The organism is Methylobacterium sp. J-077, assembly GCF_022829365.1.
GTDB lineage: Bacteria > Pseudomonadota > Alphaproteobacteria > Rhizobiales > Beijerinckiaceae > Methylobacterium.
In genome coordinates, this window is the sequence record NZ_JAKSYJ010000128.1 from 1 (window position 1) to 19,701 (window position 19,701).

The 19,701-nt window shown below is 64.5% G+C and carries 25 protein-coding genes and 1 pseudogene; 15 read left to right on the forward strand and 11 right to left on the reverse strand.

Annotated features, from left to right (window positions below):
• Positions 1–1,250: 1,250 nt before the first annotated feature.
• Both MKL11_RS16050 and MKL11_RS16055 read right to left on the reverse strand, forming a co-directional pair.
• Positions 1,251–1,463, reverse strand: a complete 213-nt coding sequence (locus tag MKL11_RS16050) for a hypothetical protein (RefSeq protein ID WP_243945111.1) — start codon at positions 1,461–1,463, stop codon at positions 1,251–1,253.
• Complete coding sequence (locus tag MKL11_RS16055) at positions 1,460–1,894, reverse strand: hypothetical protein (protein ID WP_243945112.1); 435 nt, start codon at positions 1,892–1,894, stop codon at positions 1,460–1,462. Before MKL11_RS16055 ends, MKL11_RS16050 begins: the two co-directional genes overlap by 4 nt.
• A gap of 64 nt (positions 1,895–1,958) precedes the next feature.
• On the opposite strand from MKL11_RS16055, the gene MKL11_RS16060 reads away from it, so the two are divergent.
• Both MKL11_RS16060 and MKL11_RS16065 read left to right on the forward strand, forming a co-directional pair.
• Positions 1,959–2,141, forward strand: a complete 183-nt coding sequence (locus tag MKL11_RS16060) for a hypothetical protein (RefSeq protein WP_243945113.1) — start codon at positions 1,959–1,961, stop codon at positions 2,139–2,141.
• Positions 2,142–2,229: 88 nt separating this feature from the next.
• On the forward strand, positions 2,230–2,454 hold the full coding sequence (locus tag MKL11_RS16065; RefSeq protein ID WP_243945114.1) for a hypothetical protein: 225 nt from the start codon (positions 2,230–2,232) through the stop codon (positions 2,452–2,454).
• Positions 2,455–2,668: 214 nt separating this feature from the next.
• Here the strand turns inward: MKL11_RS16065 and MKL11_RS16070 are convergent, their stop codons facing one another.
• On the reverse strand, positions 2,669–2,845 hold the full coding sequence (locus MKL11_RS16070) for a hypothetical protein (protein WP_167367914.1): 177 nt from the start codon (positions 2,843–2,845) through the stop codon (positions 2,669–2,671).
• A 506-nt stretch (positions 2,846–3,351) separates the two neighbouring features.
• Positions 3,352–3,480, reverse strand: a complete 129-nt coding sequence (locus MKL11_RS33105) for a hypothetical protein (RefSeq protein ID WP_279600534.1) — start codon at positions 3,478–3,480, stop codon at positions 3,352–3,354.
• Positions 3,481–3,839: 359 nt separating this feature from the next.
• Here MKL11_RS33105 and MKL11_RS16075 point away from each other — a divergent pair, with 359 nt between their 5' ends.
• From MKL11_RS16075 to MKL11_RS16095, 5 genes are all read left to right on the forward strand, one after another.
• A complete protein-coding gene (locus MKL11_RS16075; protein ID WP_243945115.1) occupies positions 3,840–5,603 on the forward strand; it encodes a hypothetical protein in 1,764 nt (587 codons plus the stop codon).
• A 200-nt stretch (positions 5,604–5,803) separates the two neighbouring features.
• On the forward strand, positions 5,804–6,064 hold the full coding sequence (locus tag MKL11_RS16080; protein ID WP_243945116.1) for a hypothetical protein: 261 nt from the start codon (positions 5,804–5,806) through the stop codon (positions 6,062–6,064).
• Between the two features lie 9 nt (positions 6,065–6,073).
• Complete coding sequence (locus MKL11_RS16085) at positions 6,074–6,373, forward strand: hypothetical protein (RefSeq protein WP_243945117.1); 300 nt, start codon at positions 6,074–6,076, stop codon at positions 6,371–6,373.
• Positions 6,373–6,666 carry a hypothetical protein gene (locus MKL11_RS16090; RefSeq protein ID WP_243945118.1) on the forward strand — a complete coding sequence of 98 codons (294 nt, stop codon included), beginning with the start codon at positions 6,373–6,375 and terminating at the stop codon, positions 6,664–6,666. The genes MKL11_RS16085 and MKL11_RS16090 overlap by 1 nt, the downstream gene beginning before the upstream one ends.
• The gene (locus tag MKL11_RS16095) at positions 6,663–6,944 is read left to right on the forward strand and encodes a hypothetical protein (protein WP_243945119.1); all 282 of its coding nucleotides are present in this window, start codon (positions 6,663–6,665) and stop codon (positions 6,942–6,944) included. The genes MKL11_RS16090 and MKL11_RS16095 overlap by 4 nt, the downstream gene beginning before the upstream one ends.
• A 62-nt stretch (positions 6,945–7,006) precedes the next feature.
• On the opposite strand, the gene MKL11_RS16100 is transcribed toward MKL11_RS16095, so the two are convergent.
• On the reverse strand, positions 7,007–7,285 hold the full coding sequence (locus MKL11_RS16100; protein WP_243945120.1) for a hypothetical protein: 279 nt from the start codon (positions 7,283–7,285) through the stop codon (positions 7,007–7,009).
• Between the two features lie 589 nt (positions 7,286–7,874).
• On the opposite strand from MKL11_RS16100, the gene MKL11_RS16105 reads away from it, so the two are divergent.
• A complete protein-coding gene (locus MKL11_RS16105) occupies positions 7,875–8,180 on the forward strand; it encodes a hypothetical protein (RefSeq protein WP_243945121.1) in 306 nt (101 codons plus the stop codon).
• A gap of 87 nt (positions 8,181–8,267) precedes the next feature.
• Here MKL11_RS16105 and MKL11_RS16110 read toward each other — a convergent pair whose 3' ends face one another.
• Positions 8,268–8,510, reverse strand: a complete 243-nt coding sequence (locus MKL11_RS16110; RefSeq protein ID WP_243945122.1) for a PilZ domain-containing protein — start codon at positions 8,508–8,510, stop codon at positions 8,268–8,270.
• Positions 8,511–8,812: 302 nt separating this feature from the next.
• Here MKL11_RS16110 and MKL11_RS16115 point away from each other — a divergent pair.
• The 6 genes and pseudogenes from MKL11_RS16115 (at position 8,813) to MKL11_RS16140 (ending at position 12,417) form a co-directional block, all read left to right on the forward strand.
• Positions 8,813–9,573 (forward strand): annotated as a pseudogene (locus MKL11_RS16115) (IS5 family transposase).
• A 468-nt stretch (positions 9,574–10,041) separates the two neighbouring features.
• Positions 10,042–10,461 carry a DUF5681 domain-containing protein gene (locus MKL11_RS16120; protein ID WP_243945123.1) on the forward strand — a complete coding sequence of 140 codons (420 nt, stop codon included), beginning with the start codon at positions 10,042–10,044 and terminating at the stop codon, positions 10,459–10,461.
• Entirely contained in the window at positions 10,458–10,727 is a 270-nt protein-coding gene (locus tag MKL11_RS16125) for a hypothetical protein (RefSeq protein WP_243945124.1), read from the forward strand. Before MKL11_RS16120 ends, MKL11_RS16125 begins: the two co-directional genes overlap by 4 nt.
• A complete protein-coding gene (locus MKL11_RS16130; protein WP_243945125.1) occupies positions 10,724–10,987 on the forward strand; it encodes a hypothetical protein in 264 nt (87 codons plus the stop codon). Before MKL11_RS16125 ends, MKL11_RS16130 begins: the two co-directional genes overlap by 4 nt.
• Before the next feature lie 461 nt (positions 10,988–11,448).
• A complete protein-coding gene (locus MKL11_RS16135) occupies positions 11,449–12,126 on the forward strand; it encodes an AAA family ATPase (protein WP_243945126.1) in 678 nt (225 codons plus the stop codon).
• Complete coding sequence (locus tag MKL11_RS16140; protein ID WP_243945127.1) at positions 12,127–12,417, forward strand: hypothetical protein; 291 nt, start codon at positions 12,127–12,129, stop codon at positions 12,415–12,417.
• An 18-nt stretch (positions 12,418–12,435) separates the two neighbouring features.
• On the opposite strand, the gene MKL11_RS16145 is transcribed toward MKL11_RS16140, so the two are convergent.
• Positions 12,436–13,182 carry a recombinase family protein gene (locus tag MKL11_RS16145; protein ID WP_243945128.1) on the reverse strand — a complete coding sequence of 249 codons (747 nt, stop codon included), beginning with the start codon at positions 13,180–13,182 and terminating at the stop codon, positions 12,436–12,438.
• A 507-nt stretch (positions 13,183–13,689) separates the two neighbouring features.
• Between MKL11_RS16145 and MKL11_RS16150 the strand changes: the two genes are divergently transcribed.
• Complete coding sequence (locus tag MKL11_RS16150; RefSeq protein ID WP_243945129.1) at positions 13,690–16,686, forward strand: response regulator; 2,997 nt, start codon at positions 13,690–13,692, stop codon at positions 16,684–16,686.
• 464 nt (positions 16,687–17,150) lie between these two features.
• On the opposite strand, the gene MKL11_RS16155 is transcribed toward MKL11_RS16150, so the two are convergent.
• The 4 genes from MKL11_RS16155 to MKL11_RS16170 all read right to left on the reverse strand — a co-directional run bounded on the left by MKL11_RS16155 (position 17,151) and on the right by MKL11_RS16170 (position 19,474).
• Positions 17,151–17,879 (reverse strand): Crp/Fnr family transcriptional regulator, encoded by a 729-nt coding sequence (locus MKL11_RS16155; protein WP_243945130.1) that lies wholly within the window; start codon positions 17,877–17,879, stop codon positions 17,151–17,153.
• Between the two features lie 13 nt (positions 17,880–17,892).
• Positions 17,893–18,156, reverse strand: a complete 264-nt coding sequence (locus MKL11_RS16160; protein ID WP_243945131.1) for a DUF6894 family protein — start codon at positions 18,154–18,156, stop codon at positions 17,893–17,895.
• A gap of 134 nt (positions 18,157–18,290) precedes the next feature.
• Positions 18,291–19,010, reverse strand: coding sequence for a Crp/Fnr family transcriptional regulator (locus MKL11_RS16165; RefSeq protein WP_243945132.1), 720 nt, complete (start codon positions 19,008–19,010; stop codon positions 18,291–18,293).
• Positions 19,011–19,291: 281 nt separating this feature from the next.
• The gene (locus tag MKL11_RS16170; protein ID WP_243945133.1) at positions 19,292–19,474 is read right to left on the reverse strand and encodes a hypothetical protein; all 183 of its coding nucleotides are present in this window, start codon (positions 19,472–19,474) and stop codon (positions 19,292–19,294) included.
• Positions 19,475–19,701: the final 227 nt, after the last annotated feature.

The following is a 19,701-nucleotide window of genomic DNA, read 5'->3' on the forward strand; positions in this document are numbered from 1 at the left end:
GGGAGCGAACAGTTCGGCGCCCGACCTGCGCGGGTGGATCCCCGCGTGGAACATCACCCGGCTCCGCTTTGCCGCCGGACGGCGGTCGGGGGGGGCGCAAACCGACACCGGCCGGGCGGCGATCGGTTCGGCTGCTTGGGAGTCCCCGTCCCTGGTGCGCGAAGCCGCGTCATCGGCGTCGGGGGCCCATCCCAGCCCCTGAGCACCGCCTGCCGAACGGGGGCGGGATCCGCTGGGAGGTCCGCCTCTCATACGCCCTGGCCGGCCGCATCCGCGACGAGGAAGGCGTTCCCGAGCCATCGACCACCGAGGCAGGGGAACACCCTATCATCGCGCCGGTAGAAATCGCCGCGAAGATCGCTGTCTACAAAGCGTTTCGAGCTGCGAAGCTGTCACGCTGCGAACTCGCGCGTCGTCTCGACGTGGGCGAGAACGAAGTGCGTCGCATCCTTGATCCTGGACACCGAACCAAGCTCGATCGGCTCGAGCGCGCTGCCCGTGCGCTGGGTGTGCGCCTACAACTCATCGCCACGCCTATTTGAGGCGTGGCGACCTCTTAGCGGGTCGTTTCGCCCCACGGTCTCATCTATGCCGTTGCCGGGTACCCTGCTTCTTTGCTGGGGCTCCGTATCAACTAAGGAAGGTATCAGACTAATATCGACTCATTTGTAGATCTGGTGCGATGAGAGAATAGCTATGTTTGCTATCGTATGCTTTATTTTCTCCGTAATCGTACTTACTGTCTTCCGAGCTATGTTGAAGGAACTTCTCTATCATACGCTAAAGCCATGGCTTGGACCTCTCATAGCTTTCATAGTTGTCATCTTCTTAGTAGGTCTGGTATTTCACTAAATCATTTGCGTTGACACATCGTCTTTCAAATGTTCGAAATAACTAGCAGTTCTCTATCAATAGATACGTCAGCATCTTTGTTAGACGATTGACTTTTTCTACGAAACCTACTACTGTGCAAGTGCGAATATCGCAAGTACGGCAGTTTTCAGGAGGTCGTAGATGAAATTGACCATTAAGCCCCAAAAGATTATAGATCGTATCTCTGGACTAATATGGACCGCTTCGCGCGCGCGCCCGATCAGGTGGCGGGCGTCAACCGCTACGCGGCTAGGTAATCTTCGATTACTTGACGCCCGCCACCTGATCGGGTGTTAATATCATATTTTTGCTTAAAAATCAATCGGTTAAAACTGTAATTCACAGCGTTTTCTAACATTCTCCCCTCAGCGAAAAATTTAGCGCGCACCTTTGGTCCGCTCCATCAATAGGGCGTCCCGTTCGCGGCTGACGTGCGCCAACTCAATCCGCAGGTCCTCAACCCGGGCGTGCAGCTCGCCGGCGTCGGCGGCCGTCTTGACCAGCTGTTCCTGCGCTTCTGCGAGCTGCACGCGCAGCTCGGCATTCTCGGCCGCCAACGCCAGGACCAGAGCAGCCACCTCATCGTTCATGGTCTCGCACTAGGATCGTGGAATAGGTCACCGAGCGCCCGGCGCAGGAACAGCGTGCGCCAACGTCGACGGCGGTGCTCGGGCCTGTCATGGATCAAGTGGCAGCGCTGGCAGAAGGCCGCGAGGTTGGCGCCGGCGTTGTTTGCAGTGTCGTGGTCGCGGTGTGCGGCGGCCAGCACCACGCGCGTGGTCCGGAGATCCGCCACCAGGTCCTCAAGCCTGGGCAGCTCGGCGAGGCGCCTGCCGCCCCCGTCGCGCCAGGCGCCGAGCTCGGCGTCCCACCACCGCCCGTCGCCGAGATGGTAGACCATGAGCCCGTGCGGCCGGCCGCAGCCCTCGCAGGCGCCGCCGGCACGCCGGAAGCGGACCTCCGCCGACAGCTCGCGCCAGTCGATCGGGTAGAAGAATCGGTGCTCGGGCCGGATCGGCATAAGGCCGCACTGTGCCACCAGGAATGAAGGAAGCGTAGCGGTAGAATGCCCCTACCTACCGTTCATGGACAAGTCCGACCTCGAATTCTGGGCGCTCCTCACCGTCGCGATCCTAGGCCTGTTCGTGCCGGTGATCATCGTTTGGTGGAAGGGCCGCCCGATCATGCCGATCGCGGTGCTGAGCCTCGCGTTCTGGCTTGGCGCGCTGATCCTGGCGCTGCGGTTGCGACGCCGTCAGGATCTGTAACTTCAATCATGGCGGGAGCCTGAACGATACCGACCGTGGGGCTGTTTGCTCCCGGGTTGATCGAACCGATCGGCCTGGAGGAATGTCCATGTCGATCAAGACAATCGCTCTCGCTGCCGCGCTCTCTGTCGCGCTGGTAGGAGCAGCAATGGCGCAGACACCTGCCGGCGGTGGTAGCGCCGAAGGCAACATGAACAACCCGGGCAGCGTGAAGAGCTCGTCTCAGAAGCGGATGGGTGGCCAGACCGGCATGATGGGACGGCGCCATATGACCCGTCACCGGCGTCATCACATGCGCCGCTCCCGCATGTGATCTCGGACAAGGCAGCCCCGCAGCTGTAAAACAGCGGGGCTGGTTTCAATCAAACGATGCGGCCGGTCACCTGCACTGCTGTCCCGTCCGCGATCTGTGCCTTAAGCTAGTGCACTGATGCAGACGAACGCACCAAGATCACAGAGCTAACCCACTGCATTAATTTGATAATCCGGTGTGCGCCGTGCACCATTTGTGCGCGTCAGTGCACTAGCTAGGCCAGGCCATCCTTGGCAGCCTTGTCTGGATCGTCAGGCTTGCTCTCGGCATCCTGTACAACGTCTTTGCTCTCAGGCTCGCTGCCTGCCGTCGGGTCAGGTACGTTGACGTTCCGGATCGGCACCGTGGGCGGCACCACGCTCACGCCATGAGGCTTGTCGGTCTCGGTCATCGCTATGCCGCTCCCAGTGACACCGGCACGTCGTGCGGACCAATGACTCGCCCGGCATCATCCCCCAAGGTCGCAGATCCTGCACGATTGGCAATCAGGTTTGCGAACCCGTGGCTTACCGCATCTTGCCGTACCCAGCCGTCTCTCGACGCACCACAAGCTTACGAATTGCTCAGTACCTCGAAGGCATCACACCACACCCACTGAAGGCGCCGGGACCCATATCGCCGTGGTCCGCGCCCTCAAGCCGAAGCCGATCGAAACACCGCGGCGCAGCTCGAAACAGCGCCGACGCTCTCGGACGTTCGTACCTGTTCGGGAAGGCTCGGAGATGTTCTCTGCACACCTGTGCACCCCAGTGCGGATCGGCTCGCCCGGCACGACCCGTGACTACGGGTGCCTTGGTCTGTAGGGAACACTACCCCACTTCCGCGCCCCTGCCGCTCCCGGGTTCAACACCGCTCCGGGCCGCATCACGCCCCTCTTCGGGCCGCCGCGGTGATCGACTACGAGACCACGAACGCCATCGTGCCGACCCGGAAATAACAGCCGGACCGTCGCTCTCGGTCTGCTTCCTCGCCCGCCACCGCCTCGACGGCCGCGATGACGTTCTCCAGTTCGGCAACCTGGCGCAAGGCGCTTCCGGCTGGCAGGCCAAGGCCGCGAGATCGGCATCCGAGGGCCGCTGAGGCGGCATCGGCACGGGGCGCGCGCCCATGGCGTCAGCCTGCGGAATAGCGCCGCCAGCCGAGCCAGAGAACGGGTTAGGGCCGGCGCCCATGCCGGCGCGATCGAACAGAAGCTGATCCGGCGCTCCAGGCACGGAGCCGAGGGCGGCGCGATCCTGCGGCGATGCCATCGCCTGTTCCATCCGCTGCACGGCGGCCTCGTTCATCGCCGGGGGCTGCGGTCCCTGGCCCGGGGCCGACCCCTGCGCCTGCGGGTCAGGCTGACCCAGAGCGCCGCCAGGCCCCGCGGGCTGATCACCGCCGAATTGAGCCTGAAGCCGCTGCATCACGGCGGCTTGCGCAGCAGGATCGAGATCCGCGAAGCTCGGCAGCATGCCGAAAGAAAGACCACCGGCCATGGGTTAGCGCCTACGGGTTCGAGAAGTGGAGGAGGGCGGGGCGGGGCATGGTCACGCGCTCCCGCACGAGCCGAGGGCAGCGCCGAAGCATTCGAACTGATCGCCGGCTTGCGCCCGGAGGCGGTCGAGGGTCGCGATCAGAGCCATCACCTCGGCGAGGTGGCCGTAGGTTTCGAGGTTCGAGGCCGTGGCGTTGCTGACGGCCGCGAGCGAGTGCAGCGTCCCCGCCAATGCGAAGCGGTAGGCTTCCGCCTTGGCCTGGAGCGGCGAGAGGACCTGCTCCGAGGCGTCCTGCGTGGCTTCGGCTTGTGCGACCTCAGCCATTTTAGGCCGCCACGGACATGGCAGCCGCCGGGGCGGCTGACCCTGACGCTGCTCGCCCGCGAGGGGCAGTGGCGCGTTCCGCCGGTCGCCGGCATCATCACCACGCCGACGCTGCGTCCGGACGGGTCTCTGCTCACCGCGGCCGGCTACGATCCCGCGACCCGGCTATATCTCGCGCACGATCCCGGCTTCACCATGCCGGACCTGATGGAGAGGCCCGACCGCAACGAGGCGATCGCGGCTCTCGCGTTCATCGAGGCGCTGCTGGTCGGCTTCCCGTTCGTCGGTCCGGTCGATCGAGCAGTCGCCTTGTCCGGCATCCTGACAGCCCTGGTCCGTGGCGTGCTGCCGACGGCGCCGCTCCACGCGATCCGAGCGCATAGCCCCGGCACCGGCAAGAGCTTCCTGGTCGACCTCGCGGCCGTCATCGCCACCGGCCGGCGCTGCCCGGTGATCGCGGCCGGCAAGACCGAGGAGGAGACCGAGAAGCGCCTCGGTGCGCTGCTGCGCGACGCGGTGCCGGTGGTGTCCATCGACAACATCAACGGCGAGTTGGGCGGCGATATGCTCTGCCAGCTTACCGAGCGCCCCCTGGTCCGGGTCCGGATCCTCGGCAAGTCAGAAGCGCCCGAGCTGGAGTGCCGCTCGACCACCTTCGCCACCGGCAATAACCTCGTGCTCGCCGGAGACATGACCCGGCGCGCGGTGCTTTGCTCGCTCGACGCCGAGATGGATCGCCCCGAGCTGCGGGACTTCAGCTTCAACCCCCTCGACCGGGTGATGGCGAACCGTGGAGCCTACGTCGCCGCCGCACTCACTGTGATCCGTGCTTACCAGGTCGCCGGCTCACCGACCGTCTGCGGACCGCTCGGAAGCTATGAGGACTGGTCAGCCATGGTGCGCTCGCCGCTCGTCTGGCTCGGCCATGACGATCCGGTCGTGAGCATGGAGACCGCCCGCGAGGAGGATCCGGAGCTGTCCGCGATCCGCGAGCTGTTCGAGCACTGGCGTGCGCACCTGATACTCTCGGACGGCTACACCACAAACTCCATCACCAAAACCGCGTGCGCCAAGACCGCAACCAGCAGCCTCGACTTCAACCAGCAGGGATTTCTCTTCCCCGAATTCCGCGACTTGCTGCTGCGGCAGGCCGGTGAAGGCGGCGTCGTCAACAGTCGGCGCTTCGGCAAGTGGCTATCGCGGATCAAGGGCCGCGTCGTTGACGGGCATCGGATCGAAATGCGGGAGGATGGAAGCCACGGCAACCGGTTCTCGCTCTGCCGCGTCAGCGCCGCCCCAGCCTATGCCTCGCCCGGCCGGCCGGGCGCTGCTGCGTCAGAATTCTGATGCGCGCGGTGGTGCCGATGGGGGTTGCGGGGGTTTGTTTCATCCCAACGCGAAGAACTGTCAGGATCAATTTGCGCATGCATTTTTGCGGGTGTGCCCGCACCCGCATGCGCACACGTACATGACAGTTTGCGTGGAGCGGCCAAAACAAACCCCCATAACCCCCAAAACCCCCAATGCCGGCGGGAAGGGGGTGCCTGATGATCCCCGCCGTCGACACCTGGGGTCCGTTCCGCCCAGACCTCGACCCGGCAGAGCGCCGTGCGCGGCTCCGCTGCCTGCGCGCCGTCGTCCACCTCTCGACCGGCCCTAGGGGCGCCAACCTCGCTGAGTTGCTGCGCCGCGCTGAGGACGATCCGCGCACCCTCCCGGCCGCGCTCCACGCTCTCGACCGCCTTGCCGGTCTCGATCGTCGCCATGTGCTGGCGTCCTACGCCGCCCTGAACCGTCCCGCAGCCTGAGAGGCCATCATGCCCAACGTCGTCACCTTCCCCGAACCAGCCCCGGTGCCTAGCCCTGTCGCCCGGTACGAGGAGATCGCCGTCTACGGCACGGTCGGCCCGATCACGGTCGCCATCGCCCGCCGCACCGACGCCCCGGAGGGTCTGATCCACGTCGTCGTGATGGGGGCCGCCATTGGGTTGGAGATGGTCGCCACCCTGCCGGACGACGACAAGGGCCGCGCCATCGCTGACTTCACCGGCCCCGCCGTCCTACGCGCCGTGGAACTGTCCGAGACCGAATTCGCCGCCCGTCCGGAGGCCTGCTGATGTCCGAGACCGACCGCCTCCCCCACCCGGGCCGTACCTCTGCCGAGCGCCGTGCCCTCGACCGGGTCGGGTGCGGCGAGCCTCCAGGCTGCTCGCCGAAGACCCTGCGCCGCCTGCTCGACGACGGTCTGCTGATCGACCAGGGCGGGGAGGTCCGGCGCGACGCACTCGGGCCGTACCGCGTACCGAGCTACGCCATGCCGCTGGCGATCCACTACCAGTGGTGCTCGGCCGTCGCCTTCACCGACGAGGAGATGGCCGAGTTCGAAGCCGAATTGGAGCGGACGCCATGATAGCTGCCCTCCCCGATCCGCCGACCGTCGCCAGCATCCTCACCCTCGTGCAGAGCATTGAGCGGCACGGCCCGAACGCACCGGCTGCTGCCGCCTTTCGTAGCGCTCTGCGCCGCAAGGGCATCGAGGCCGACAACATCGGGGGTCTCGCTGCTCTGGATGCACTGGCGGATGCGGTCGTGGCTGCCGACCCAGACCGTGCCGACGCCAGGGCCGCGATCCTGCGCACGGCGTGGGCGGATTTGTTGCCGAGAAATCGTGGAAGGGCCGGATCATGACCCTACACATAGAAACGGCGAGGCTATCGCCCCGCCGCTTGCAACCTACAGGTCGGCCGATCTCAGTACCGATCGCGCGGCGGCAGGGGCGGTCTATCGTCATCGAGGTCGCGGCGACGCTCATCACGCCGGATGTCGTCGCGGATCGCATCGCGCCGCTCATCGCGGAACTCCTCACGACGTTCCTCGCGCCGGATTTCGTCCCGGTCCCGCTCCCGCGGTGAGCGCGGGTCGACCCGCACGCCGCCCGGTCCGATGTCGATGCTCTGCGCCGTGGCCGGCACACTCGGGATGGCGAGCAGGCCGGCTGCGATCAGCCCTCCAGCGATGATGTGCTTCACGTCGGTATCCTCCAGAGCTGGGCCAGTAACGGGCCTGATGGACTGGCGTTCCGCTCGAGTTCCTACCAACCCAGCCCGAGCCCTTTGGCCCGCGCGTTCGGCCTGGCCTCACGCAGTAACGCAGTTAGGTCATCGAAAGCGCGTAGCGCATGATTTCGAATATCGGTTGTGCGGGGACTTCGCCTGTTCAGCTCGGCCGCAAGCTCCGCTGAGGCTGACAGGGCTTTAGCAAGCTCCTGTTCGGGGGCATCATGACGACGCGGCGCCAAAGGCCTGCGGAGGCGTTCGCTGCTGCCGTCCGGACATTCTCTCCCATGCCGACGGACGCCGTTTCCAGAGCACCGCCCCAAGGCCGCAGGATGAGCTCGAGCGGGGCGGGGAGCTCGGATACATCGACCACAACTGGCATCTGTCGCCCGCATTTTCTGCCTTGCCGGCTGAATACGGCTTGGATCAGTCTAAACCTGCATCCGGATGAAGTGTATCCAGCGGTAGATGCCTGATTGATATCTATGAGTACGTAGTCATCCGCGGCATTGGGCTTAGCAGAGGACTGGGAGACGGTTGCAGCCGCGACGGCGATCAGCGCGTGCGCTACATCGCCGGCACAAACGAACTGGTGGAGCCCAAATTGTCCTCAGCCCTCGAAACCGTGCTGTTGGAAGAGCTACGAGACCTGACGGTCCGGGTGGAGGTCCTGCAGAGGACACTCGGCACCGCCATTTCATTGATGAGCGATCAGCAGCGCCAGACCATCATCGAGGCGCTGGCACTCGGCCTGAAGATGACCGGCAGCGAGGATCCGCGGGGTGTGGCGGGGCCAGTCGCAAAGGAGCTGATCGATTACGCGCTGCTGCCCCCGTCTGCTGCGGAAGGGCGATCACAGGACCCCTGAGCGCAACACCCAGCCCCGAGAGTGCTGGCGCCCTGGCGGAGCCAGTTTCGCAGGTTGGCAGGCACCCCCGGCCGTGGCGATCTCGACTCAGAGCCAATCGACGAACTCGACACCGATTTGCCCGCCCTCGCGCCACACCGCACGGCACCGACGCGAACCACCGGATAGATCGGTGGCCAGCTCAAACTGATCCGGTACGGTCTCGGGCCGAGACACCAGCAGCCGCGCGCCGCTGACCGAGATGTCGACGATGGTGCACCCGGCCATCCAGCCGCCATGCGAGATGACCGCGGCCTTCGAGACAGGGCTGCGTGCGGAACGAGCGGACATCGAGCAGCTCTCAGCGATGATCGGCGCCGAGAATAGACCTGAAAGGTTGCGCAATAGCCGGCGTGGAGCCGATGCCGGCTCCGTCTACCAGCCGAGCCCCAATTCTCCCGTGACCGCATTAGGCTTCGCCTCTTGAAGCCACACGATCAGTTCACTGAGTGCCGCCAAGGCGTCTGCACGCAGACGTTCAACGTCCGCTCGCCGTTCATCCAGCGCGACCGCTAGAGCGTGGTGACGATTTAAGGATTTGGGATTCCCAAGGGGGACGAGATCGGATTCAACGCTGATTTTGGGGATCTGCGATGGATTGCGATGCGCTTCGAGACGACCAGTGGGAGCGGATCAAGAGGTTCGTCCCCGGCGGGACCAAGGGCAAGCGCGGTCCGCGCACCGACAATCGCCGGTTCCTCGATGCGCTTCTCTGGATGGCGCGCTCAGGCGGACGCTGGCGTGACCTGCCCGAGCGTCTGGGCGACTATCGCTCGGTGAAGCGGCGGTACTATCGCTGGATCGAAATGGGCGTTCTCGACACGATGCTGTCGGCTCTGGCCAGTGAAGCCGATCTCGAATGGTTGATGATCGACTCGACTATCGTACGCGCTCATCAGCATGCGGCCGGCGCGCGCAAGGAAAAAGGGGGCCGGATGCCCAGGGCCTGGGTCGGTCTCGGGGCGGATTGAGCACCAAGATCCATGCGGCCACGGAAGCGCTCGGCCTTCCGGTCCGCCTGATCGGCTCTCCCGGACAGCGCAACGACATCACCGTTGCCCATGACCTCGTCGAAGGCTTCGAAGCCGAGGCGACCATCGCCGACAAAGGATACGATGCCGATCTTCTCTGCGACAGGATCGCGGAGACCGGAGCCGAGATCGTCATCCCGCCCAAGCGGAACCGTAAGCTCCAGCGCCCCTACGATGCCGAACTCTACAAGGAGCGCAATCGCATCGAGCGCTTCTTTGCCAAGCTCAAGCAGTTCCGCCGCGTCGCCACCCAATACGACAAACTGCTCATCAACTTCATGGGCTTCGTCAAACTCGCCGCCATCGCCATATGGCTCAAATAGTTAAATCGTCACCACGCTCTAGGATGTCGGTCGCCATCCGAGTCTGTACGAGTGCGTGATCCAGCAGGGGCGTCGGTACGATCCGTCGTCGAATGCCGGAGGAGGAGTTCGCGGCCGCCGCGGACAGGTGTTCGCCCATGCCGATGGTCGCCGTCTCAACGACGTTGATCCAAGGCTGCAATCCGATGGCAAGCGTAGACGGAAGGCTATCTGTGCTGGGGGTACGCGGCATGATCGGCGCCGTTCACGTCTGTCGATGACGAATTAGCGTAGGCGGCTGCGACAGGCTCGGCCGTTGCGCTGACTATGATGCGCTTAACTCTTACCGTTGGTGCTTGGGACTAGATGTCTGTCAGCCGTATGCCTATCGTGAAATCTCATAGCCGGTGCTATCTATTCAGACGAACCCGCTGCCGTGGCTGTTTCTTGTCTGTTGTTTACAGCCACGCCCACCGCTGAGATCCGACCATGCCGGGTGACGGAAAACCATTCGTAGAAGGCCAGTCCGGCAACCCAGCCGGCCGCCCCCGCGGCTCTCGCAACCGCTCGACCCTGGCCCTGGAGGCGATCTTCGAGGGCGAGGCCGAGGCCCTATCCCGCAAGGCCATTGAGCAGGCTCTGGCCGGCGACGGGGGCGCGATGAAGCTGTGCCTCGACCGCCTGCTGTCCCCGCGCCGGGACCACTCCATCACGTTCGACCTGCCTGTGATCGAGACGGCCGAGGATCTGCCCAAGGCGACCGAGGCGCTGCTGCGCGCCGTGTCGTCTGGCGAGATCACCCCGTCTGAGGCCGCCGACGTCGGCAAGGCGGTATCCGCGCACATCGAGGCAATCACGGCGGCCGACCTGCATCGTCGCCTCGCCGCACTGGAGGGACAGGGAGCATGAGGATCCGCGAGATAGAGACCCGCCTCGCACGTCTAGAAGCGAAGCGCGGCGACGGCCAGTTCGACCACCTGTCCTACGACCAGGTCGAGCGCGTGCTGTTCGACAGTCTGCACAAGCTGGCGACAGACGCCGGCGGCATCGACGAGCTGATGGACGCGTGGGACGCGGCCGATGATCCGGAGCAGCGCACGCTCATCGCTCGGATCCGATCATGTGACCACGACGTCGCCACCTACTACCGGGATCTGAGGGCGCGGCTGTCATGAGGATCAAGGAGATCGAGGCGAAGATCGCGCGGCTGGAGGCCAGCCCCCGGTTCAGCGGTCTGGCGCGCCTGACCGACGTTGAGCTCGACCGGCAGATCGTGCTTGGCCTGAACAAAATGGCGTCCGAGTGGCCGTCCTTAGGCGCCATGGTCTCAGACCTGCGCGAGTCGCCGATGCCTGCCGACAAGGAACTCGCCGGCCAGATTGAGGGGTTCATCACCGACTGGCAGGCGCAGCAGCGACAGAAGGCGGCGCAGTGATGTCGACCACCCCCACGTCCGGCCCGCACCTTGAGATCGAGCGCATCGCAGACAGTGGCGATGCATGGCAGTGGTCGATCTACGACGGCAGGGACGGGCCCCTCATTCAGATGTCCGAGCACCGCTACTCAAGTTCGGACGCTGCAAGACGCATCGGGGACAAGGCTCTTCTCGCCATTCGGTCGCGACAATCGCCCAACGTTGGCGAAGCCGAGGGGTCATAGGAACTCGCCCCCCGAGTGCCCCTTGAAGGCATTCGCCCGCCGGACGTAGCCGATGACCGTCCGCGGGTCCCGGTGGCCGGACTGGTCCGCGACACCAGACCGTACAACCGAGGCGCAGTGGACACACCCATACCAAAATGACCTCCCGCGGATGGCCGGTGGGTATCCGAGGGATGACCAGTTAAGATCCGCAGGATATCCAACCCGTATGGTTCCGATACCGGCGAGGCGGACGGCATGATCACGGTGGTGGGTGGCACCAAGGGTGGCTCGGGCAAATCGACGGTTGCGACGAACCTCGCAATCATGCTCGCGGCACGCGGCGGCGACGTGCTGCTGGTCGACGCGGACGATCAGGAGACCTCGACCGATTTCACCAACCTGCGCGAGGCGGCGCGGGCCGATGGGGCCGGCTACACCTGCATCGCCCTGACTGGGGCGGCCGTGCGCTCCGGCGTTCAGCGTCTCGCCCCCAAGCACGCCCACGTCATCATCGATACGGGCGGCCGCGATACCGTCAGTCAGCGTGCAGCACTCTCGATCTGCCACACGTACCTGGTGCCGTTCGCGCCACGGTCCTTCGACGTGTGGACCCTCGACAAGGTGGCCGAGCTCGTCGAGGAGGCCCGTGCCGTCAACCCAGAACTGCGGGCGCTGGCCTTCATCAATCGAGCCGAGGCGCGCGGATCCGAGAATGCCGAGGCAGCCGAACTTATCCGCTCAAAGCCCGGCCTAGAGTTCCTGCCGACAGCATTGGGCGCCCGGAAGGCGTTCGCGCACGCGGCGGCCGCTGGCCTGTCCGTGTCCGAGCTGCGCCCCCAGGACCCCAAGGCCAGTGAAGAGATCTGGGTATTGTTTAACCATCTGTTCGATACCCATAAGATATCCAAAAGCGATCCGGCGGAGGTCCGATAGATGGCTTTGATCGCGAAACCTGCTCGCCCTGCCCCCAAGACCGCGGAGCCAGTTGACCCCGTCGAGGCGTTCATCGCCAAGGGCGGCAGCGTGCCCCAGGCTGAGCCATCCCCTTCGATCGCTGCCGTCGAGCCGACCGCCAAGGGAGCCCAGCACCCGCTTAAGTTCCCGGCCGACAGCGATCTGTTCGACCGGCTGGAGCGGGCGCGAAAAGGCAGCGCTGTCCGCCTGCCACGCAACACCTGGATCTTGCAGGCCATCGCCGAGAAGCTGGCTCGCGACAGCCGCTGAGTATCGCTCACATATTTTCTAGATATGCGTAGGATATCTTATGGGCATCTGCTGCACATCCGGAGAAGGTTTCAAGGATGACCTTGGCATATCCTCCAGAGATCGGAGGACGCGCCGCACCTGAGCGGCTGACCACGCCCCACCTCGGGCTGCCGGGATCGCCCTGGCGTTCAGCGCCGCCGCGATCTGGCGCAGCGAAACGGCACCCTCGGCCCGTGCGGTGGCGATGACCGGGGTGAGATCCAAGGCCCGCTCCCCCGCCCGCTGCGCCTGTCGTGCCCGGCTGCGCACCTGGCCGGCCTCACGGTTCGATAGGTTCTCCGGCTTGCCCAAGCGCACGCCCCGGGCCTTCGCCGCCGCCAGCGCCGCCTTGGTTCGGGTCGAGATCATCTTGCGCTCGGCCTGTGCGACCACGGCCATGATGCCGACCACAAGCTCGTTCGCCTCCGGCATGTCCGCCGCTACGAACCGAACGCCGGCCTTCTGCAGGTTCAGGAGAAAGGCGGCGTCGCGTGACAGCCGGTCGAGCTTGGCGATGACCAGCGTGGCCCCGTGGAGGCGACAGAGGGCCATGGCCTCGGATAGGCGAGGGCGGTTGTCACGCGACCCGCTCTCGACCTCGACCAGTTCGGCCACGTGGCGCCAGGAGCCGCCCGCAAGGAAGTCGGCCACGGCTCGCCGCTGCGCCTCCAGCCCCAAGCCGGATCGACCCTGCCGCTCGGTGGAGACCCGGAGGTAGGAGACGAAAGCGCCGCTGCTGCTCACCGACCACGCGCCTCAGCCTCGACAGCGTCCTGCATAGCCTTGGCCCAGTGCGGACACGTGCGCGTACGCAGGTCTTGTAGGTGACGGCGTTCGTGCACGTGCTCGCAGAGGCGCATGAACTCCTCCGTCCATTCGGCGGTGCTGGCCAGCCCCTGATCGGTTGTCCCGAAATCTGTGAGGCCGCAGCGCGGACAGACCGCTGTGTGCATGCGTTGCCCTCCCATTAAGACCAGTGTTTCGTCCGATAGAACGAGCGTTTAACCGGATGAAACACCCGCTCGCGATGACGCCCGGGATACACCCAGGCTTCCCCAGGGCCGGTCCCGAACCCATCTCAGGATTATCCGCCGCGGAGCGGTCGGGGGTGTGCAGCGTGGTCGGGATGCAGTCATTCGGCTCGTCGCGGCCGGTTACATTATTCGTGGCTGCAGGCCTGAGGCTCGAAAGCTACTTGCTTGGCAACGACGGCCATCCTGTGCCCTACCAGCAGGGGCATAGGTAACTCACATGCATGATCCCCAGGTGCTCATTCAACGTCCCGGTTGGCATGGCTCGCGCCCCTTTGCCGGTCTGCGCACTTCGCCGTTGGCCTATGCGCTTCTCGCCTTAGCCATCATGGCAGCTGGGTGGAACCTCGTGGCCAGCGATGCTGCCCGTACTGAGCAGGTACAACGAAGAGAGCAGATCAGCCGCAGCGACCGCTTGCTCTCGACGATGAAGGATCTGGAGACCGGTATGCGCGGCTACGCCTTAACTGGCATGCCCGAGTACCTCGAACCCTACGCCGACGCACTCAACCGCATCGGGGACGAAGTCGCCTACCTCGCCGTCCTAGATCGCACGTCCGCCGACTCTGCCGTCGCGGCGCTCGCCCCCGTTCGCAAGCTGATTGACGAGGAGAAAGCGTTCTCCGATCGCGTCGTGACAGCTCGTCGCGACCAAGGCTCCGACGCCGCTACCGCCCTGGTCGCGTCCGGCGAGGGCAAGCGTTTGATGGACGCGATCCGCTCTGCTACTGCGGCGGCGAACAATCGCGCCGGTGAAGCGCTTGTTGAGAGTGAGCGCCGCGACAGGCTGCGTTACGCTATCCTGACCGCGTGCAGCCTACTCTGCGCTACTCTCGCCGTGGCGCTATTGGCGCGCCTCGCCCTCGTCCGCCGCCGCGAGAGCCAGCGCAGCAGCGGGCTGTTCGAGGGCGTGCTCGCCAATGCCCCGGTCGGCCTGGGCTTCCTCGACGGCGATCTGAAGATCCGTCACATGAACCGTGCGCTCGCCACCATGAGCGAGCGCGGCTTCGGGGCCGATCTCGGCGCGCCGATCTGGACCCTGCTGCCGAAGTTGGAAGAGCAGCTCACCCCACTGCTAGAGGCAGCGCGTGATCATGGTCTGGTCAGTGCCGACGTGCCTGTGAACGTGCCGAGTGAGAGCGCGCCGGGCGGAACGCGCCACTTCCGCATGAGCTTCTATCCGCTACGCCAAGATGAAGGGCCTGCAGCGAACGGCGTTGGTGTCGTCGTTACCGATGTAACCATGGCGGCGCTGTCCGAGGCTCAGGTACGCGCGGGCGAGGCACTGCTGCGGACCGTGCTTGATACCCTGCCGGTGGGCGTGCTCATCGCCGAGGCCCCGTCCGGCCGGATCACCGGCCACAACGCCCGGGCCGAGGCGATACTGGGGCACGGGGTACTGCCCGCGCAATCCGGTGAGGGACCAGCCCGCTGGGTTGGCTTCCACGAAGACGGCCGGCCGGTCGAGCCGAGGGAGTGGCCGCTGATCAAGGTGGTGCGCGAAGGCGAGCCCCAGTCGGAGCTAGAGGTTGACTACCAACGCGGCGATGGTTCGCGCGCCTGGGTCAGCTTCGCCGGAGCGCCGATGCGGGATCTAGACTGCAAGCTCGTCGGCGGCGTGGTCGTTGTGTCCGATATCGATGCCCGAAAGCGCTCCGAACACGTGCTCGCGGCGGCCAAGGAGGCCGCGGAGGAGGCTAACCGCGCCAAGTCTGAGTTTCTAGCTAATATGAGCCACGAGCTGCGCACCCCGCTCTCAGCGGTAATTGGCTACTCGGAGATGCTGCAGGAGGAAATGGAGGACGCAGGCCAGGCGGACCTGCTCCCAGACATGAAGAAGATCGAGGCGAACGCGCGCCATCTGCTTGGGCTGATCAACGACGTACTCGACTTGTCCAAAATCGAAGCCGAACGCATGGAGGTCTATCCGGAGAGTCTCGACGTAGCCTCCACCGTGCGCGACGTGGCCGCTACGGTCGAGGCCCTGGTGGAAAAGAAGGGCAATGCCCTCAGCTTGGATCTCGCGGACGGGCTGGGAGGCGCCTACACCGACGCGACCAAGCTGCGTCAGTGTCTGATCAACCTTCTCAGCAATGCCGCTAAGTTCACGGAAGGTGGCCACATCACCTTGTCGGCTCACAGGCAAACGGACGAGGCAGGTGATAGCTTGGTGTTCGCGGTGTCGGATACCGGCATCGGCATGAGCGAGGAACAACTGGCGCGGCTGTTCCAGCGTTTCGGCCAGGCTGACGCATCGACGACGCGCCGGTTCGGCGGCACAGGGTTAGGCTTGGCTATCACGCGCGCGTTCGCGCACATGCTCGGCGGCGACATCGCGGTCGCGAGCCGCGAGGGTGAGGGTACGACCTTCACCCTGACGCTCCCGGCAAGCGTAGCTGATGGCGGGGAAGCTCAGGCCCTTCCTGGATCATCGACGACGACTGCACGATCCGAGATCCATGAGGCGGAGGGGAGCGCGGTCCTAGTTATCGACGATGATCAAGCGACCCGCGATCTGCTTGCGCGCTTCCTGACAAAAGAAGGCTTCCATGTTGCGACAGCGGCCGATGGAAAGGCCGGGTTAGAGTTAATTTGCACCCGGCGGCCACGGGCAATTCTGCTCGATGTGACTATGCCGCGCATGGACGGTTGGGCCGTGCTGCGCACGCTGCGCGACGACCCGGAGCTAGGTGATCTTCCGGTGATCATGGTGACGGTTCTGGATGAGCAGAACCTCGCATTTTCGCTAGGCGCCACCGACTATTTGCAGAAGCCGGTCGATTGGGCGCAGCTGAAGGAGGTGATGGAGCGGTTCCGGCCAAAGCCCCACGACGGTCCAGTGCTGATCGTGGACGATGATGCGGACTTGCGCGAGTTGATGACATCGCAGCTGACTCGGGATGGCTGGCAGGTGGCGACGGCGGTGGATGGTCGAGCCGGCCTAACAGCGGTCGCCGAGCACAAGCCCCGGCTGATCCTGCTCGATCTGATGATGCCGGAGTTGGACGGGTTCGGCTTTCTGCGGCTGCTGCGCACCCGCCCAGAGTGGTACGATATTCCTGTGGTGGTGCTGACGGCCAAGGACGTCACCGCGGACGACTTCCGTATGCTGGCCGGGCAAGCCGACCGCGTTGTGCAGAAGGCCGGCCTGTCCTTCTCGGACCTCTCGGCGATGCTGCGGACGCTCTACAGAACCGCTCCGATTGAAATGTCTTAAATTCCAGACCGAAAGCATGTGATCCCGCCAATAGAGCGGGGGTTCCGTCGCCTCGGGCTTAGACGGCGCAGAACATGCGGCCTAATAGGCGAGGCCGGGCGAGCCGTGATGATATGGCCGCCCGGCCGGCACGATGGACTCGATTGACTGGACTGCGATAGCTCTAAGCGATGATCGCAGATCGCATTGTTCGGGCCGTCGCAGCGTTACGCGCGGCCGGGCATCAAGTTGAAGAGGTTCCCGGTACCAATGGTGTTTACCGGGTCGATGGCGGCGGCGCTGTGACTGGACCAGTCGTGCTGGCTTTGGCGATCCGCCTTGGGTTGATGGATGGCCCTGGCCGGGCACACTAGCTCTTCATCATCGCCAACAATCCCTGTCACTCGCCCTGCCCCATGGCCTAGTGGAGGGCCGAGATCGGTACAGTAGCTCGCCCTCATGCACGTCGAAAGCCGTTCAAACGATCATTCGATCGTCTCAGAACGCCCCTCGATCAGGCGGGCATATTCCACCTCTGCTCCGCCATAGCTGTCGCCAGCAAGATCGAGCAGGCCATCGCGGTCAAGGATCTCGACTTTACCTCGGTGTTTCCGAACGAAGCCGTCTTTCTGCAACGCTCTGAGCGCTGCGGTCACACCCGGCCTTTCGACACCCAGCATGAACGACATGAAGTCCTGTGTGACCGTGATCTCGTCACCCCCGGCCCGGTCGTGGCACATCAGGAGCCACCGGGCTAGGCGGGTCGCGGTGTTGCCCCGTGCATTGGTGAACGCTGTCTGGGCTGTCTGAACGTACTGGATCTGGATGTAGCGATGGAGGAGGAGCCGGAGCGCCAGACGCCCTTCGACTGCGGTGCGCAGCGCGTACGCGTCGATGCTCAGCATGCGACCGGCCATCTGTACGAAATGGGTGTGAGGGCTGCGGCCGTCGCCCAGCAGGATCGGGCTTGCCCCGACCACGCCCTCTCGCCCGACGAGCCCGATCTCGACCCGACTGTTCTCGCCGTCCAAGGTGATGGAGACGAAGCCTTCCTCGGGGAAGTAGGCCGTCTCGATCGCGGTATGGGGTGCGATCAACACCTGCCGCAGGAGCATCGGCTCGACCCGAAGCGCGGGTTGCAGGCTTGCAAAATCCTCCGGCGAAAGGGCCAGGAGGAGCTTGTTGCTGACATTCGACTGCTGGAGGAGGGGCACGGATGCTTGCCTCCTAGAGGCAAGATGACGAGGCGGGGCGCGGGACAAGCCACTCGCCGACGAGATCGAGGGTCGCGACGTAGATGGCCGTCCCGGCCTCGTCGCGGACCCGCACCGAAAAGGTGCGGCGGTCGCCATCCGGGAGCTTGTGTCGAGCCATATCGGGGAGTTCGTCCAACGCGGCCGTGCGTGCGGCCTCGACGTCGGGCAACTCTATGCCCTCGTCGTCCACGCAGCGAAAATCACCGTCATCGGTGTCGAAGTAGTAGCGTGGCATAGAAACTCTCGCTCACCACAGACGGGAGCAACGAGTTCTGGCCAGTCATCGACGCCTGGGAAGCACCTGCTGCAGTCAGGTTAGTTTCATGATCCGGCGTCGGATATTCTAACGTGCGTTTATGCGAACCGTTTTTATTTCACTCTCGGCGTCTGGTGCAGGTAATTCGAGCTGAAATCGCAGAACGCTTGGAGGCGCGCCACGTCGGGGATCTGAAGGTAGCGCCGTGTGAGCACGATCAGGTTGGCAAGCCGCATCTCGCGCAGCACGCGGTTGACGTGGATGGACGTCATGCCGAGCATCTCACCAAGATCGGCCTGCGTGAACGGTAAAGCGTAGCCGTCGTGCTTGGCCAAGCCGACCGCTTGCAGGCGCAATAGCAGTTCACAGAACAGGTGGGCCATACGCTCGGGGGCTTCTCGCCCGGCCAAGCCGAAAAGCCATTCACGCAGCACGGCCTCATCGACGAGGGTCGCCCACCACAGGGCATGCGTGATCCGAGGATGGTTCTCGGTCAGGTCGCGGATGGTGGAGCGCGGGATCTCCACCACGGTGCACGGGGTCAGCGTGGCGATGGAGTGATCCATCTCGTCTAGGATGGCCACGTGCAGGTCGCAGAAATCGCCGGGCACCATGAGCGCTGCAATGTTCCGCTTGCCCCGCGGTGAGACCTTGTAACGACAGGCGTATCCGGAGAGGACGACGCGCACGTTCTCGGGTCTATCGCCCTCGCAGGTGAGGTCCTGTCGAGCTTGGATCTGCTGGCTTCGCAGGCTGACCCGCCGCAATATCTCATGATCGGCCTCGATCAGGCTGCCAGCGGCGCTGAGCTTGCGGATGAGGGAGTTGATCATGCCTCACGACGCGCTCTTCAGCGGTCGTTTCGCCCCGAGCCGGACGACGTATCGCAATGATGCAGGGGCGGCTTTCAAATGCCGCGCGTCGAGAGACACGCGTTTCTACCGCGGCACTTAAACATATGTTGTATTCGATGCAGTTACATCCGCTCGATATCAATTTAGTGCAATTTGCTGCCTGACACCCTCATGAAGCGTGAAGGGCCCGATCTCACTGGCGTGTTCGACACTCGACGCGGCGCGACACTGATTTAGCCGCGGCGTGGTTGCGGTCCGACTCAGGTTGTCTGAGCGGCTGCTAGCACTCGGGCGACGTTCAGCACCGCTTGCCGGCTGGCGTCGCAATCCATGGCTTCCCAAAGTCGGTTCAGTTCGACGTTCGCGCTCATCGCTCCTAACACGACAGGATCAGAGAACGCGGAAGTGGGCATACCGAGTGCCAGCGCGATATTGTCGAGCATGAGCGCTCGCGACTTCGGCTTAGGCGGGATCGGCATATCCATAGTGACCTCGCTGACTGGGTTAGGAGGACGCTTCTAAGCTGCAGCTACTCCGCGGCCATTGAGCCTGCATGGCGCGCCGCTTCCTGCCGCGCGATAGCGAGGATACGAGCCCGGCCGGGGCCCTCCGGCGTAGCATCCCAGAGGCGGAGCAGTTCCAACGTTGAGCCGACTGCTGTCAGTGCCGT

Excerpts from the sequence above, each read along its gene's own strand:
- MKL11_RS16080 (WP_243945116.1), top strand. The coding sequence starts at position 5,804 with ATGATCCCCGCCGTCGACACCTGGGGTCCGTTCCGCCCAGACCTCGAC.
- MKL11_RS16170 (WP_243945133.1), bottom strand. The coding sequence starts at position 19,474 with ATGCTCGACAATATCGCGCTGGCACTCGGTATGCCCACTTCCGCGTTC.
- MKL11_RS16110 (WP_243945122.1), bottom strand. The coding sequence starts at position 8,510 with ATGTCCGCTCGTTCCGCACGCAGCCCTGTCTCGAAGGCCGCGGTCATC.
- MKL11_RS16090 (WP_243945118.1), top strand. The coding sequence starts at position 6,373 with ATGTCCGAGACCGACCGCCTCCCCCACCCGGGCCGTACCTCTGCCGAG.
- MKL11_RS16050 (WP_243945111.1), bottom strand. The coding sequence starts at position 1,463 with ATGAACGATGAGGTGGCTGCTCTGGTCCTGGCGTTGGCGGCCGAGAAT.
- MKL11_RS16165 (WP_243945132.1), bottom strand. The coding sequence starts at position 19,010 with ATGATCAACTCCCTCATCCGCAAGCTCAGCGCCGCTGGCAGCCTGATC.
- MKL11_RS16125 (WP_243945124.1), top strand. The coding sequence starts at position 10,458 with ATGAGGATCCGCGAGATAGAGACCCGCCTCGCACGTCTAGAAGCGAAG.
- MKL11_RS16070 (WP_167367914.1), bottom strand. The coding sequence starts at position 2,845 with ATGACCGAGACCGACAAGCCTCATGGCGTGAGCGTGGTGCCGCCCACG.
- MKL11_RS16095 (WP_243945119.1), top strand. The coding sequence starts at position 6,663 with ATGATAGCTGCCCTCCCCGATCCGCCGACCGTCGCCAGCATCCTCACC.
- MKL11_RS16140 (WP_243945127.1), top strand. The coding sequence starts at position 12,127 with ATGGCTTTGATCGCGAAACCTGCTCGCCCTGCCCCCAAGACCGCGGAG.
- MKL11_RS16065 (WP_243945114.1), top strand. The coding sequence starts at position 2,230 with ATGTCGATCAAGACAATCGCTCTCGCTGCCGCGCTCTCTGTCGCGCTG.
- MKL11_RS16055 (WP_243945112.1), bottom strand. The coding sequence starts at position 1,894 with ATGCCGATCCGGCCCGAGCACCGATTCTTCTACCCGATCGACTGGCGC.
- MKL11_RS16150 (WP_243945129.1), top strand. The coding sequence starts at position 13,690 with ATGCATGATCCCCAGGTGCTCATTCAACGTCCCGGTTGGCATGGCTCG.
- MKL11_RS16160 (WP_243945131.1), bottom strand. The coding sequence starts at position 18,156 with ATGCCACGCTACTACTTCGACACCGATGACGGTGATTTTCGCTGCGTG.
- MKL11_RS16060 (WP_243945113.1), top strand. The coding sequence starts at position 1,959 with ATGGACAAGTCCGACCTCGAATTCTGGGCGCTCCTCACCGTCGCGATC.
- MKL11_RS16130 (WP_243945125.1), top strand. The coding sequence starts at position 10,724 with ATGAGGATCAAGGAGATCGAGGCGAAGATCGCGCGGCTGGAGGCCAGC.
- MKL11_RS16135 (WP_243945126.1), top strand. The coding sequence starts at position 11,449 with ATGATCACGGTGGTGGGTGGCACCAAGGGTGGCTCGGGCAAATCGACG.
- MKL11_RS16085 (WP_243945117.1), top strand. The coding sequence starts at position 6,074 with ATGCCCAACGTCGTCACCTTCCCCGAACCAGCCCCGGTGCCTAGCCCT.
- MKL11_RS16120 (WP_243945123.1), top strand. The coding sequence starts at position 10,042 with ATGCCGGGTGACGGAAAACCATTCGTAGAAGGCCAGTCCGGCAACCCA.